The sequence below is a fragment of the Pseudomonas sp. G5001 genome (genome assembly GCF_013385475.1).
Classification (GTDB): Bacteria; Pseudomonadota; Gammaproteobacteria; order Pseudomonadales; family Pseudomonadaceae; genus Aquipseudomonas.
Map to the genome: position 1 here is coordinate 164,229 of NZ_JACAPZ010000001.1, position 12,610 is coordinate 176,838.

The following is a 12,610-nucleotide window of genomic DNA, read 5'->3' on the forward strand; positions in this document are numbered from 1 at the left end:
TAGAGTCAGTTCAGCGATACACCCAGTGCAGATGCGATCCCTTCTCCATAAGCCGGGTCGGCCTTGAAGAAGTACTGCAACTGGCGCTGCACCACGTCGCTGGAAACACCCGCCATTGCGCCGGCGATATTGTTGATCAGCAGGGCTTTCTGCTCATCGTTCATCAGGCGGAACAGCGCACCGGCATGGCTGTAGTAGTCGGTATCTTCGCGGTGATCGTAACGATCAGCCGCACCGCTCAGGGCCAAGGCTGGCTCGGCGTACTGAGGAGCCTGCTTCGGCGCATCGGCGTAGCTGTTTGGCTCGTAATTGGGGGCCGCACCACCATTGGAGCCGAATGCCATCGAACCATCACGCTGGTAGCTGTTGACCGGGCTGCGTGGCGCATTCACCGGCAGTTGCTGGTGATTGGTACCTACGCGGTAGCGATGGGCATCGGCGTAAGCGAACACGCGCCCTTGCAGCATGCGGTCTGGCGACAGGCCAACACCCGGGACCATGTTGCTTGGACCGAAAGCCGCCTGTTCAACTTCAGCGAAGTAGTTCAGCGGGTTGCGGTTCAGTTCCAGCTCACCCACTTCGATCAGCGGGAACTCTTTCTGCGACCAGGTCTTGGTCACGTCGAACGGGTTTTCGTAGTGAGCGTTGGCCTGGGCCTCAGTCATGATCTGAATGCACACGCGCCATTTCGGGAAGTCACCACGCTCAATAGCACCGAACAGATCGCGCTGAGCGTAATCAGGGTCGGTACCGGCCAGGCGTGCAGCGTCAGCCGGCGCCAGGTTCTTGATACCTTGCTTGGTCTTGTAGTGCCACTTCACCCAGTGACGCTCGCCTTTGGCGTTAATCAAGCTGTAGGTGTGACTGCCGAAGCCGTGCATGTGACGGTAGCCGTCCGGGATGCCACGGTCCGAAAACAGGATGGTGACCTGGTGCAGCGCCTCAGGGGAGTGCGACCAGAAGTCCCACATCATCTGTGCACTTTTCAGGTTGCTTTGCGGCAGGCGCTTTTGGGTGTGGATAAAGTCGGGAAACTTCAGCGGGTCGCGGATGAAGAACACCGGGGTGTTGTTACCAACGATGTCCCAGTTGCCTTCTTCGGTGTAGAACTTCAACGCGAAACCACGCGGGTCGCGCTCAGTATCAGCCGAACCACGCTCGCCACCCACCGTGGAGAAGCGCAGGAAAGTCGGAGTTTGCTTGCCCACAGAATCGAAGAGCTTGGCGCTGGTGTACTGCGTGATGTCTTGAGTGACGGTGAAGGTACCGTAAGCGCCCGAGCCTTTGGCGTGTACACGACGCTCAGGAATGTTTTCACGGTTGAAGTGAGCGAGCTTCTCGATCAGGTGAAAGTCGTCGAGCAGCAGCGGGCCGCGTGGACCGGCGGAACGGGAATTCTGGTTATCCGCGACAGGTGCGCCGCTGGCGGTAGTAAGGGTTTTATTCTGGCTCATGCTCAATCTTCCTCAGGTCAGTCTTGGAACTGCCGGCTAATCGGCTTGGAGCGATTATTGACCAGGAAGATGACACCATCAAATTTATTAAATCATGCCGGCCGATAGAAATTAACTAACGATCCATCCGAACGGATATCAAAAGTTGCTGCACGGGATGAACGTGTATTCGCTCGAGGTAATTCCAGTTTTCCAACGCGCACAAAAAACCGGGCACTAGGCCCGGTTCTTCGTTACAGACTGACGTCTTACTCAGCGGATACAGCTTCACCGCCAACTGGACGATCGATCAGCTCAACGTACGCCATAGGCGCGTTGTCACCAGCGCGGAAACCGCACTTGAGGATGCGCAGGTAGCCACCCTCACGGGTAGCGTAACGCTTGCCCAGGTCGTTGAAGAGCTTACCAACGATAGCTTTCGAACGAGTACGGTCGAAAGCCAGACGGCGGTTAGCCAGGCTGTCTGTCTTGGCCAAAGTAATCAGCGGCTCAGCAACGCGACGCAGTTCTTTAGCTTTCGGCAGTGTAGTTTTGATCAGCTCGTGCTCGAACAGCGACACCGCCATGTTCTGGAACATAGCCTTACGGTGCGAGCTGGTACGGCTCAGGTGACGACCACTTTTACGATGACGCATGGTTCATTCCTTACCAAACTCACGTTCGGTGATTACGACGATCAGGCAGTCGCCTTGTCGTCCTTCTTAAGACTTGCAGGCGGCCAGTTGTCGAGGCGCATGCCGAGGGACAGACCGCGGGAGGCCAGAACGTCCTTGATTTCAGTCAAGGATTTCTTGCCCAGGTTCGGAGTCTTCAACAGTTCTACTTCGGTGCGCTGAATCAGATCACCGATGTAGTAAATGTTTTCCGCCTTAAGGCAGTTAGCCGAACGTACAGTCAGTTCCAGATCGTCAACCGGGCGAAGCAGGATCGGATCGATCTCGTCTTCCTGCTCGATTACCACTGGTTCGCTGTCACCCTTGAGGTCGACGAACGCAGCCAACTGCTGTTGCAGAATGGTTGCAGCGCGGCGGATAGCCTCTTCAGGATCCAGAGTACCGTTGGTTTCCAGATCAATAACCAGCTTGTCCAGGTTAGTACGCTGTTCGACACGGGCGTTTTCCACCACGTATGCGATACGGCGAACCGGGCTGAACGAAGAGTCGAGCTGCAAGCGACCAATGCTGCGGCTTTCGTCTTCATCGCTCTGACGCGAGTCGGCCGGTTCATAACCACGACCACGAGCTACGGTGAGCTTCATGTTCAGGGCGCCGTTAGACGCCAGGTTAGCGATTACGTGATCGGGATTAACGATCTCGACATCATGATCCAGCTGAATATCGGCAGCGGTAACCACCCCCGAACCCTTCTTCGACAAGGTCAGCGTAACTTCGTCACGGCCGTGCAGCTTGATAGCCAGACCTTTAAGGTTCAACAGGATTTCAATTACGTCTTCCTGTACACCTTCGATGGCGCTGTACTCGTGGAGCACACCGTCAATCTCGGCCTCGACTACTGCACAGCCGGGCATTGAGGACAACAGGATGCGGCGCAGCGCGTTGCCCAGGGTGTGGCCAAAACCACGCTCGAGAGGCTCGAGAGTGATCTTGGCGCGGGTTGGACTGACAACCTGCACATCAATGTGACGGGGTGTCAGGAACTCATTTACCGAAATCTGCATGGATGCACCTATTTTCTAGCCCTTACTTGGAGTAGAGCTCGACAATCAGGCTTTCGTTGATGTCGGCGGACAGATCACTGCGAGCAGGAACGTTCTTGAAAACGCCCGACTTCTTCTCAGTGTCTACTTCTACCCATTCTACGCGGCCACGTTGGGCACACAGATCGAGAGCTTGGACAATGCGAAGTTGATTTTTTGCTTTCTCGCGAATCGCGACCACGTCACCAGCACGAACCTGGTACGACGGGACGTTAACGGTTTGGCCGTTTACGCTGACGGATTTGTGCGATACCAGCTGACGGGATTCGGCACGAGTCGAACCAAAGCCCATACGGTATACAACGTTGTCCAGACGGCATTCGAGCAGTTGCAGCAGGTTTTCACCGGTTGCACCTTTCTTGCCAGCAGCTTCTTTGTAGTAGCCGCTGAACTGACGCTCGAGAACGCCGTAGATACGACGGACCTTCTGCTTTTCACGCAGTTGGGTGCCGTAGTCGGACTGGCGACCGCGGCGTTGGCCGTGGATACCAGGTGCTGCTTCAATGTTGCACTTCGATTCGATCGCGCGCACGCCGCTCTTCAGAAAGAGATCGGTGCCTTCACGACGAGCGAGTTTGCATTTTGGACCAATGTAACGAGCCATTCTTTACAATCTCCTGGATTACACGCGGCGCTTCTTCGGCGGACGGCACCCGTTGTGCGGGATTGGCGTCACGTCGGTGATGCTGGCGATCTTATAGCCACAGCCGTTCAATGCACGGACAGCAGACTCACGACCTGGACCTGGACCTTTGACGTTGACGTCGAGGTTTTTCAGGCCATATTCCAGCGCAGCTTGACCAGCACGTTCAGCAGCTACTTGAGCAGCAAACGGGGTGGACTTGCGGGAACCGCGGAAACCCGAACCACCGGAGGTAGCCCAAGAAAGCGCGTTACCTTGACGGTCGGTGATGGTCACGATTGTGTTGTTAAAAGATGCATGGATGTGGGCGATGCCATCAACCACTGTCTTTTTAACTTTTTTACGAGGACGAGCAGCAGGTTTTGCCATGATTAATTTCCTGTCGATTCGCGTGGGCGATTACTTGCGGATCGGCTTACGCGGACCTTTACGGGTACGCGCGTTAGTCTTGGTACGCTGACCGCGTACTGGAAGACCACGACGATGACGCAGACCACGGTAGCAACCGAGGTCCATCAAACGCTTGATTTTCATGTTGATTTCGCGACGCAGGTCACCTTCAGTGGTGAACTTCGCCACTTCGCCACGCAACAGCTCAATCTGCTCGTCGCTCAGATCCTTGATCTTTGCGGCTGGGTTTACCCCAGTGTCTGCGCAAATTTTCTGCGCAGTAGTGCGACCAACACCATAGATGTAGGTCAGCGAGATAACAGTGTGCTTGTTATCTGGAATGTTAACGCCTGCAATACGGGCCATTCAGTGGGACTCCAATTGACAGCTACCTACGCCCCGGAAGCCAAGAAATAGGGCGCGAGATAATATCGCTGTAATAACAAATAATCAACCCGGCAGCGCACTAGCTGCCGGGCTTCAAGCGGATCACACTCAGCCTTGGCGCTGTTTGTGACGCGGTTCCGCGCTGCAAATTACTCGAACAACACCTTCGCGGCGAATAATCTTGCAGTTACGGCACAGCTTTTTCACCGATGCACGAACTTTCATCACCAACTCCTCGAACCTTATGGGTACTCAGCGCAACATGCCGCTGCCGTAACCCTTCAGGTTGGCTTTCTTCATCAGGGATTCGTACTGGTGCGAAACGAGGTGCGATTGTACTTGGGACATGAAGTCCATCACAACCACGACGACGATCAGCAACGAGGTCCCGCCAAGGTAGAACGGAACGTTTGCTGCAACCACCAGGAACTGGGGCAACAGGCAGACGGCCGTCATATATAGAGCACCGAACATGGTCAAGCGAGTCAGAACGCCATCAATGTAGCGCGCAGACTGCTCACCTGGACGAATACCCGGAATAAAGGCACCGGACTTCTTCAGGTTTTCCGCTACGTCTTTCGGATTGAACATCAACGCCGTATAGAAGAAGCAGAAGAAAATAATCCCTGCACTAAACAGCAGAATATTCAACGGCTGACCAGGAGCGATCGACTGCGAGATGTCCTGCAACCAGCCCATACCTTCAGACTGACCGAACCAGGCACCCAACGAAGCCGGAAACAGCAAAATGCTGCTCGCGAAAATGGCAGGAATAACCCCGGCCATGTTCACTTTCAGCGGCAGGTGGCTGGTCTGCGCGGCAAAGACCTTGCGGCCCTGCTGACGCTTGGCGTAGTGAACAGCAATACGACGCTGGCCACGCTCAATGAACACCACAAAACCGATAATCGCTACTGCCAACAAACCGATGGCAACCAGGGCGAAGATATTGATATCACCCTGACGTGCAGACTCGAAAGACTGCCCAATCGCTCTCGGAAGACCGGCAACGATACCTGCGAAAATCAACATCGAGATACCGTTACCAACACCACGCTCAGTAATCTGCTCACCCAGCCACATCATGAACATCGCACCAGCCACAAATGTGGATACCGCGACGAAATGGAAGCCAAAGTCACCAGTGAACGCAACACCCTGCCCGGCCAGGCCAACGGACATGCCGATAGCCTGGACCAGGGCGAGGATGACAGTGCCGTAGCGGGTGTACTGGCTTATCTTGCGACGGCCAGCTTCACCTTCCTTCTTCAACTGCTCCAACTGCGGACTGACGGCGGTCATCAGTTGCATGATGATCGATGCCGAGATGTACGGCATGATCCCCAGTGCAAAGATGCTCATCCGTTCCAGCGCGCCGCCGGAAAACATGTTGAACAAGCTAAGAATGGTCCCCTCATTCTGTCGAAACAGGTCTGCGAGTCGGTCCGGGTTGATACCTGGAACCGGGATGTGTGCGCCTATTCGGTAGACGATAATCGCCAGGAACAGAAAACGCAGACGAGCCCAAAGTTCAGACATACCGCCTTTGCCGAGCGCTGAGAGAGCACCTTGCTTAGCCATTTATTCCTCGAACTTGCCGCCAGCTGCTTCGATAGCCGAACGCGCACCTTTGGTGGCGCCGATTCCCTTGCCGATAGTGACAGCGCGAGTCACTTCACCGGACAGCATGATTTTCACACGCTGTACGTTGACGTTGATCACGTTGGCATCTTTCAGGGTCTGCACGGTAACGATGTCGCCTTCCACTTTGGCCAGCTCGGACAGACGCACTTCTGCGCGGTCCATGGCTTTCAGGGAAACGAAACCGAACTTCGGCAGGCGACGATGCAGCGGCTGTTGACCGCCTTCAAAGCCTGGAGCGATGGTGCCACCGGAGCGGGAGGACTGACCTTTGTGGCCACGGCCACCGGTCTTGCCCAAACCACTACCAATACCACGGCCCGGACGATGCTTTTCGCGACGGGAACCCGGCGCTGGACTCAGATCATTGAGTTTCATCGAATTAACCCTCGACACGCAGCATGTAGTAAGCCTTGTTGATCATCCCGCGATTCTCGGGAGTATCAAGTACTTCTACAGTGTGACCGATGCGACGCAGACCCAAACCCTTAACGCACAATTTGTGGTTAGGGATGCGGCCGGTCATGCTTTTGATCAGCGTTACTTTAACGGTAGCCATGATCAGAAGATCTCCTTGACGCTTTTGCCACGCTTGGCGGCAATGGATTCAGGAGACTGCATTGCTTTCAAACCCTTGAAAGTGGCGTGAACCACGTTTACCGGGTTAGTCGAGCCGTAGCACTTGGCCAGAACGTTCTGAACGCCAGCAACTTCGAGGACAGCACGCATAGCGCCGCCAGCGATGATACCGGTACCTTCAGAGGCAGGCTGCATGTACACCTTCGAAGCGCCGTGAGCGGACTTCATTGCGTACTGCAGAGTAGTGCCGTTCAGATCAACTTGGATCATGTTGCGACGAGCAGCTTCCATTGCCTTCTGGATCGCAGCAGGCACTTCACGTGACTTGCCACGGCCGAAGCCAACGCGCCCTTTACCATCACCTACCACGGTCAACGCGGTGAAAGTGAAGATACGGCCGCCTTTAACGGTTTTGGCTACGCGGTTAACTTGAACCAGCTTCTCAATGTAGCCTTCGTCGCGCTTTTGGTCGTTATTTGACATAACTTAGAACTCCAGCCCAGCTTCACGAGCAGCATCAGCCAGCGCTTTCACGCGGCCGTGGTACTTGAAGCCAGAGCGGTCGAAAGCCACTTGCGAGACGCCGGCGGCCTTAGCACGCGTAGCGACCAGCTGGCCAACCTTAGTGGCCGCGTCGATGTTGCCAGTGGCACCATCACGCAGTTCTTTATCCAAAGTCGAGGCGCTTGCCAGGACTTTGTTGCCGTCGGCCGAGATGACCTGGGCGTAGATGTGCTGCGACGAGCGGAACACGCAGAGACGCACGACTTCGAGTTCGTGCATTTTCAGGCGTGCTTTGCGAGCGCGACGCAGTCGAGTAACTTTTTTGTCGGTCATTTGCTATGCCCTACTTCTTCTTGGCTTCTTTACGACGGACGACTTCGTCCGCGTAGCGCACACCTTTGCCTTTGTACGGCTCTGGTGGACGGAAGTCGCGGATCTCAGCGGCCACCTGACCTACCAGCTGCTTATCAATACCCTTGATCAGGATATCGGTTTGGCTAGGGGTCTCAGCGGTGATGCCTTCCGGCAGTTCGTAATCCACTGGGTGCGAGAAGCCAAGGGCCAGGTTCAGAACCGTGCCTTTTGCTTGCGCTTTGTAACCAACACCGACCAGCTGGAGCTTGCGCTCGAAGCCTTGGCTTACGCCTTGGACCATGTTGTTTACCAACGCACGAGTGGTACCGGCCATTGCGCGAGTTTGTTGATCGCCATTGCGAGCAGCGAAACGCAGCTCACCAGCTTCTTCAACGATCTCAACGGACGAATGGATGTTCAGTTCCAGAGTGCCCTTGGCACCCTTCACCGAAAGCTGTTGGCCTGCGAATTTTACTTCGACACCGGCTGGCAGCTTAACGGGGTTCTTAGCGACGCGTGACATGCTTATCCCCCCTTAGAACACAGTGCAAAGAACTTCGCCGCCGACACCGGCAGCGCGCGCAGCACGATCCGTCATCACACCTTTGTTGGTGGAGACGATAGACACACCGAGACCGCCACGAACTTTTGGCAGATCATCAACGGACTTGTACTGACGCAGGCCTGGACGGCTAACGCGCTTCACTTCTTCGATGACCGGACGGCCTTCGAAGTACTTCAGCTCGATGGACAGCAGTGGTTTGATTTCGCTGCTGATCTGATAACCCGCAATGTAGCCTTCGTCTTTCAGGACTTTGGCAACAGCAACCTTCAACGTGGAAGATGGCATGCTTACGACGGACTTTTCAGCCATCTGGGCATTACGGATACGAGTTAGCATGTCCGCTAACGGGTCCTGCATACTCATGGCTAGACGCTCCTAATACAAAAAAATTAGCCTTGCGGCCATTACGTGTCGCCGAGAATCTCCGAGCACAAAACACACGGGCTCAGGCGAGCCGCGTATTTTAGACACACTCCGGAAATGAAACAAGCCCCAAAAGGGGCTTGTTCCAGATTCTAGGCCACCGGTGGTCAGTATCTTGCGATCCTGGCCACCGAGACTTCGAACGTACTTACCAGCTGGCTTTAACCAGACCTGGTACGTCACCACGCATTGCCGCTTCACGCAGTTTGTTACGGCCGAGGCCGAACTTGCGGTAAACGCCGTGTGGACGACCGGTCAGGCGGCAGCGGTTACGCATGCGCGAAGCGCTTGCGTCACGTGGCTGCTTCTGCAGAGCAACTGTAGCTTCCCAACGCGCTTCTGGACTTGCGTTCAGATCAACGATGATTGCTTTCAGTGCTGCACGCTTCTTGGCGTACTTGGCAACCGTGAGCTGACGCTTCAGCTCGCGGTTTTTCATGCTCATCTTGGCCATGGTCCTACTCCAATCAGTTGCGGAACGGGAATTTGAACGCACGCAGCAGAGCGCGGCCTTCATCATCGTTCTTGGCAGTGGTGGTCAGGGTGATGTCCAGACCGCGGAGAGCATCGATCTTGTCGTAGTCGATTTCCGGGAAGATGATCTGCTCTTTAACGCCCATGCTGTAGTTACCACGACCATCGAAGGACTTGGCATTCAGGCCGCGGAAGTCGCGGACCCGAGGCAGGGAGATCGACAGCAGACGATCCAGGAATTCGTACATACGCTCACGGCGCAGAGTCACTTTGACGCCGATCGGCCATCCTTCACGGACTTTAAAGCCAGCGATGGATTTACGAGCGTAGGTCACAACGACTTTTTGGCCGGTGATCTTTTCCAGGTCAGCAACAGCGTGCTCGATGACTTTTTTGTCGCCGATCGCTTCGCCCAGACCCATGTTCAGGGTGATTTTGGTAACGCGCGGAACTTCCATCACGTTCGAAAGCTTAAGTTCTTCCTTAAGTTTCGGTGCGATTTCCTTCCGGTAAATCTCTTTTAGTCGTGCCATGGTCTTCTACCTAGCAGTGTTCAAGCATCAACCGCTTTTTGGGTCGACTTGAAGACACGAATTTTCTTACCGTCTTCTACTTTGAAACCAACGCGGTCAGCCTTGTTGGTTTCGCCGTTGAAGATGGCGACGTTAGAAGCGTGCAGTGGCGCTTCTTTCTCGACGATACCGCCTTGTACGCCCGACATCGGGTTAGGCTTGGTATGACGCTTGACCAGGTTCAGACCACCAACGACCAGACGGTCATCAGCAAGAACCTTCAGCACCTTACCGCGCTTACCTTTGTCTTTGCCGGCGATCACGATGATCTCGTCGTCACGACGAATCTTTTGCATGTCGGATCTCCTTACAGCACTTCTGGGGCGAGCGAGACGATCTTCATGAACTTCTCAGTACGAAGTTCACGGGTCACTGGCCCAAAGATACGGGTGCCGATCGGCTCTTGCTTGTTGTTCAGAAGAACAGCAGCGTTGCCATCAAAGCGGATAATGGAGCCATCTGCACGGCGTACGCCGTGACGAGTGCGGACTACAACAGCAGTCATCACTTGGCCTTTTTTCACTTTACCGCGAGGAATTGCTTCCTTCACGGTAACTTTGATGATGTCACCGATACCAGCGTAACGACGATGGGAGCCACCCAGCACCTTGATGCACATAACGCGGCGTGCGCCGCTGTTATCGGCCACATCGAGCATGGATTGAGTCTGAATCATATAATTTCTCCGACCCCTAGTCCTTAGACTTCCACAGCGCGTTCGAGAACATCAACCAGGGCCCAAGACTTGGTCTTGGCCAACGGACGAGTTTCACGAATAGTGACTTTGTCGCCGATGTGGCACTGGTTGGTTTCGTCGTGCGCGTGCAGCTTAGTCGAACGCTTAACGTATTTACCGTAGATCGGGTGCTTAACGCGACGCTCGATCAAAACGGTGATGGTTTTGTCCATCTTGTCGCTGACAACACGGCCAGTCAGCGTACGGACAGTCTTTTCGGCTTCAGCCATGATCACTTACCTGCCTGCTGGTTGAGCACAGTCTTCACGCGAGCAATGTCACGCTTAACTTGCGAGAGCAGATGAGACTGCCCCAACTGGCCAGTTGCTTTCTGCATACGCAGATTGAACTGGTCGCGCAGCAGGCCGAGCAGTTGCTCGTTCAGCTGCTGTGCGGATTTTTCACGAAGTTCATTCGCTTTCATCACATCACCGTCCGTTTAACAAAGGAGGTGGCGAGCGGCAGCTTTGCAGCAGCCAGGGCGAAAGCCTCACGCGCCAGCTCTTCAGTAACACCCTCGATTTCATACAGGACTTTGCCTGGCTGAATCTGGGCAACCCAATATTCCACGTTACCCTTACCTTTACCCATCCGAACTTCGAGGGGCTTTTTGGAGATAGGCTTGTCCGGGAATACACGGATCCAGATCTTGCCGCCACGTTTAACGTGACGGGTCAGTGCACGACGCGCTGACTCGATCTGACGAGCGGTGAGACGACCACGAGCTACAGACTTCAGCGCATATTCGCCGAAGCTGACTTTGCTACCGCGCTGAGCCAGACCACGGTTGTGGCCTGTCATCTGCTTGCGGAACTTCGTACGCTTTGGTTGCAACATTTGGCGTACCCCTTACTTAGCAGCTTTTTTACGAGGCGCTGGTGCTTGTGGTTTCAGTTCTTCTTGGCGACCACCAATTACTTCGCCTTTGAAGATCCAAACCTTTACACCGATCACACCGTAGGTGGTGTGAGCTTCGTAGTTGGCATAGTCGATGTCGGCACGCAGGGTGTGCAGTGGCACACGACCTTCGCGATACCATTCAGTACGTGCGATTTCAGCACCGCCGAGACGACCGCTCACTTGGATTTTGATGCCTTTGGCACCAATGCGCATGGCGTTCTGTACTGCGCGCTTCATAGCGCGACGGAACATTACGCGACGCTCCAGCTGCTGAGCTACGCTCTGCGCAACCAGCATACCGTCGAGCTCCGGCTTGCGGATCTCTTCGATATTGATGTGCACAGGCACACCCATTTGCTTGGTCAGGTCCTGACGCAGTTTCTCAACATCTTCACCTTTCTTCCCGATAACGATACCTGGACGAGCGGTGTGGATGGTGATACGTGCAGTTTGAGCAGGACGATGGATATCGATACGGCTCACGGACGCGCTTTTTAGTTTGTCTTGGAGATACTCACGCACCTTCAGATCAGCGAACAAGTAGTCCGCATAAGTCCGACCGTCTGCGTACCAGACGGAGGTGTGCTCCTTGACGATTCCCAGGCGAATGCCAATGGGATGTACTTTCTGACCCATCTCTTCGACTCCGTTACTTGTCAGCAACCTTGACAGTGATATGGCAAGACCGCTTGACGATGCGATCAGCTCGGCCTTTGGCACGAGGCATGATGCGCTTCAGCGAACGCCCTTCGTTGACGAAAACGGTGCTGACCTTCAGGTCATCAACGTCTGCGCCTTCGTTGTGCTCGGCGTTGGCTACGGCCGACTCCAGCACTTTCTTGATGATCTCGGCGGCTTTCTTACTGCTGAAAGCCAACAGGTTGAGCGCTTCGCCCACCTTCTTCCCGCGGATCTGGTCGGCGACCAAGCGGGCTTTCTGGGCGGAGATTCGAGCGCCCGACAACTTAGCGGCTACTTCCATCGTTCCTTACCCCTTAACGCTTGGCTTTCTTGTCTGCCACGTGCCCACGATATGTGCGGGTACCGGCAAACTCGCCTAGTTTGTGGCCGACCATGTCTTCGTTCACGAGAACTGGAACATGTTGACGACCGTTATGCACTGCAATGGTCAGACCGACCATTTGTGGCAGGATCATCGAACGACGCGACCAGGTTTTCACCGGTTTGCGATCGTTCTTTTCCGCCGCCACTTCGATCTTCTTCAGTAGGTGAAGATCAATAAAAGGACCTTTTTTCAGAGAACGTGGCAC

At 54.8% G+C, this 12,610-nt stretch carries 24 protein-coding genes; all 24 read right to left on the reverse strand.

Annotated elements, in window-relative coordinates; translation table 11 throughout:
- Positions 1-5 precede the first annotated feature (5 nt).
- Complete coding sequence (locus HX805_RS00775) at positions 6-1,454, reverse strand: catalase (RefSeq protein WP_008436430.1); 1,449 nt, start codon at positions 1,452-1,454, stop codon at positions 6-8.
- 248 nt (positions 1,455-1,702) lie between these two features.
- Positions 1,703-2,089: a 50S ribosomal protein L17 gene (gene rplQ, locus HX805_RS00780; RefSeq protein ID WP_003210053.1), complete on the reverse strand. Its 387-nt coding sequence runs from the start codon at positions 2,087-2,089 to the stop codon at positions 1,703-1,705.
- A gap of 41 nt (positions 2,090-2,130) precedes the next feature.
- Positions 2,131-3,132: a DNA-directed RNA polymerase subunit alpha gene (gene rpoA, locus HX805_RS00785; protein WP_003176403.1), complete on the reverse strand. Its 1,002-nt coding sequence runs from the start codon at positions 3,130-3,132 to the stop codon at positions 2,131-2,133.
- Positions 3,133-3,154: 22 nt separating this feature from the next.
- The gene (rpsD, locus tag HX805_RS00790) at positions 3,155-3,775 is read right to left on the reverse strand and encodes a 30S ribosomal protein S4 (RefSeq protein WP_003210056.1); all 621 of its coding nucleotides are present in this window, start codon (positions 3,773-3,775) and stop codon (positions 3,155-3,157) included.
- A gap of 18 nt (positions 3,776-3,793) precedes the next feature.
- Complete coding sequence (gene rpsK / locus HX805_RS00795) at positions 3,794-4,183, reverse strand: 30S ribosomal protein S11 (protein WP_002555466.1); 390 nt, start codon at positions 4,181-4,183, stop codon at positions 3,794-3,796.
- Between the two features lie 30 nt (positions 4,184-4,213).
- Complete coding sequence (gene rpsM / locus HX805_RS00800) at positions 4,214-4,570, reverse strand: 30S ribosomal protein S13 (RefSeq protein ID WP_003210063.1); 357 nt, start codon at positions 4,568-4,570, stop codon at positions 4,214-4,216.
- Between the two features lie 129 nt (positions 4,571-4,699).
- Positions 4,700-4,816 (reverse strand): 50S ribosomal protein L36, encoded by a 117-nt coding sequence (gene rpmJ, locus HX805_RS00805; RefSeq protein WP_002555468.1) that lies wholly within the window; start codon positions 4,814-4,816, stop codon positions 4,700-4,702.
- Between the two features lie 27 nt (positions 4,817-4,843).
- Positions 4,844-6,172, reverse strand: coding sequence for a preprotein translocase subunit SecY (gene secY / locus HX805_RS00810; protein ID WP_003210064.1), 1,329 nt, complete (start codon positions 6,170-6,172; stop codon positions 4,844-4,846).
- The gene (gene rplO / locus HX805_RS00815; RefSeq protein WP_003210066.1) at positions 6,173-6,610 is read right to left on the reverse strand and encodes a 50S ribosomal protein L15; all 438 of its coding nucleotides are present in this window, start codon (positions 6,608-6,610) and stop codon (positions 6,173-6,175) included.
- A 4-nt stretch (positions 6,611-6,614) separates the two neighbouring features.
- Positions 6,615-6,791, reverse strand: coding sequence for a 50S ribosomal protein L30 (gene rpmD / locus HX805_RS00820; RefSeq protein WP_003186033.1), 177 nt, complete (start codon positions 6,789-6,791; stop codon positions 6,615-6,617).
- Between the two features lie 2 nt (positions 6,792-6,793).
- The gene (gene rpsE, locus HX805_RS00825; RefSeq protein WP_003186035.1) at positions 6,794-7,294 is read right to left on the reverse strand and encodes a 30S ribosomal protein S5; all 501 of its coding nucleotides are present in this window, start codon (positions 7,292-7,294) and stop codon (positions 6,794-6,796) included.
- 3 nt (positions 7,295-7,297) lie between these two features.
- On the reverse strand, positions 7,298-7,648 hold the full coding sequence (gene rplR, locus HX805_RS00830; RefSeq protein WP_003186037.1) for a 50S ribosomal protein L18: 351 nt from the start codon (positions 7,646-7,648) through the stop codon (positions 7,298-7,300).
- A 10-nt stretch (positions 7,649-7,658) separates the two neighbouring features.
- The gene (rplF, locus tag HX805_RS00835; RefSeq protein WP_003176412.1) at positions 7,659-8,192 is read right to left on the reverse strand and encodes a 50S ribosomal protein L6; all 534 of its coding nucleotides are present in this window, start codon (positions 8,190-8,192) and stop codon (positions 7,659-7,661) included.
- Positions 8,193-8,204: 12 nt separating this feature from the next.
- Positions 8,205-8,597 (reverse strand): 30S ribosomal protein S8, encoded by a 393-nt coding sequence (gene rpsH / locus HX805_RS00840; RefSeq protein ID WP_003186040.1) that lies wholly within the window; start codon positions 8,595-8,597, stop codon positions 8,205-8,207.
- A gap of 208 nt (positions 8,598-8,805) precedes the next feature.
- Positions 8,806-9,111: a 30S ribosomal protein S14 gene (gene rpsN / locus HX805_RS00845; protein ID WP_003176414.1), complete on the reverse strand. Its 306-nt coding sequence runs from the start codon at positions 9,109-9,111 to the stop codon at positions 8,806-8,808.
- A gap of 13 nt (positions 9,112-9,124) precedes the next feature.
- Positions 9,125-9,664 (reverse strand): 50S ribosomal protein L5, encoded by a 540-nt coding sequence (rplE, locus tag HX805_RS00850; protein ID WP_003210069.1) that lies wholly within the window; start codon positions 9,662-9,664, stop codon positions 9,125-9,127.
- Positions 9,665-9,684: 20 nt separating this feature from the next.
- Entirely contained in the window at positions 9,685-9,999 is a 315-nt protein-coding gene (gene rplX, locus HX805_RS00855; protein ID WP_007896770.1) for a 50S ribosomal protein L24, read from the reverse strand.
- 11 nt (positions 10,000-10,010) lie between these two features.
- Positions 10,011-10,379 carry a 50S ribosomal protein L14 gene (gene rplN / locus HX805_RS00860; RefSeq protein WP_002555479.1) on the reverse strand — a complete coding sequence of 123 codons (369 nt, stop codon included), beginning with the start codon at positions 10,377-10,379 and terminating at the stop codon, positions 10,011-10,013.
- A 23-nt stretch (positions 10,380-10,402) separates the two neighbouring features.
- Positions 10,403-10,669 carry a 30S ribosomal protein S17 gene (gene rpsQ, locus HX805_RS00865; RefSeq protein ID WP_003176419.1) on the reverse strand — a complete coding sequence of 89 codons (267 nt, stop codon included), beginning with the start codon at positions 10,667-10,669 and terminating at the stop codon, positions 10,403-10,405.
- 2 nt (positions 10,670-10,671) lie between these two features.
- Positions 10,672-10,863: a 50S ribosomal protein L29 gene (gene rpmC, locus HX805_RS00870; protein ID WP_002555481.1), complete on the reverse strand. Its 192-nt coding sequence runs from the start codon at positions 10,861-10,863 to the stop codon at positions 10,672-10,674.
- Entirely contained in the window at positions 10,863-11,276 is a 414-nt protein-coding gene (gene rplP / locus HX805_RS00875; protein WP_003210075.1) for a 50S ribosomal protein L16, read from the reverse strand. Before rplP ends, rpmC begins: the two co-directional genes overlap by 1 nt.
- Positions 11,277-11,288: 12 nt before the next feature.
- The gene (gene rpsC, locus HX805_RS00880; protein ID WP_003176422.1) at positions 11,289-11,975 is read right to left on the reverse strand and encodes a 30S ribosomal protein S3; all 687 of its coding nucleotides are present in this window, start codon (positions 11,973-11,975) and stop codon (positions 11,289-11,291) included.
- A 13-nt stretch (positions 11,976-11,988) separates the two neighbouring features.
- Entirely contained in the window at positions 11,989-12,321 is a 333-nt protein-coding gene (gene rplV, locus HX805_RS00885; protein ID WP_003210077.1) for a 50S ribosomal protein L22, read from the reverse strand.
- Between the two features lie 13 nt (positions 12,322-12,334).
- Positions 12,335-12,610 (reverse strand): 30S ribosomal protein S19, encoded by a 276-nt coding sequence (gene rpsS / locus HX805_RS00890; protein ID WP_002555486.1) that lies wholly within the window; start codon positions 12,608-12,610, stop codon positions 12,335-12,337.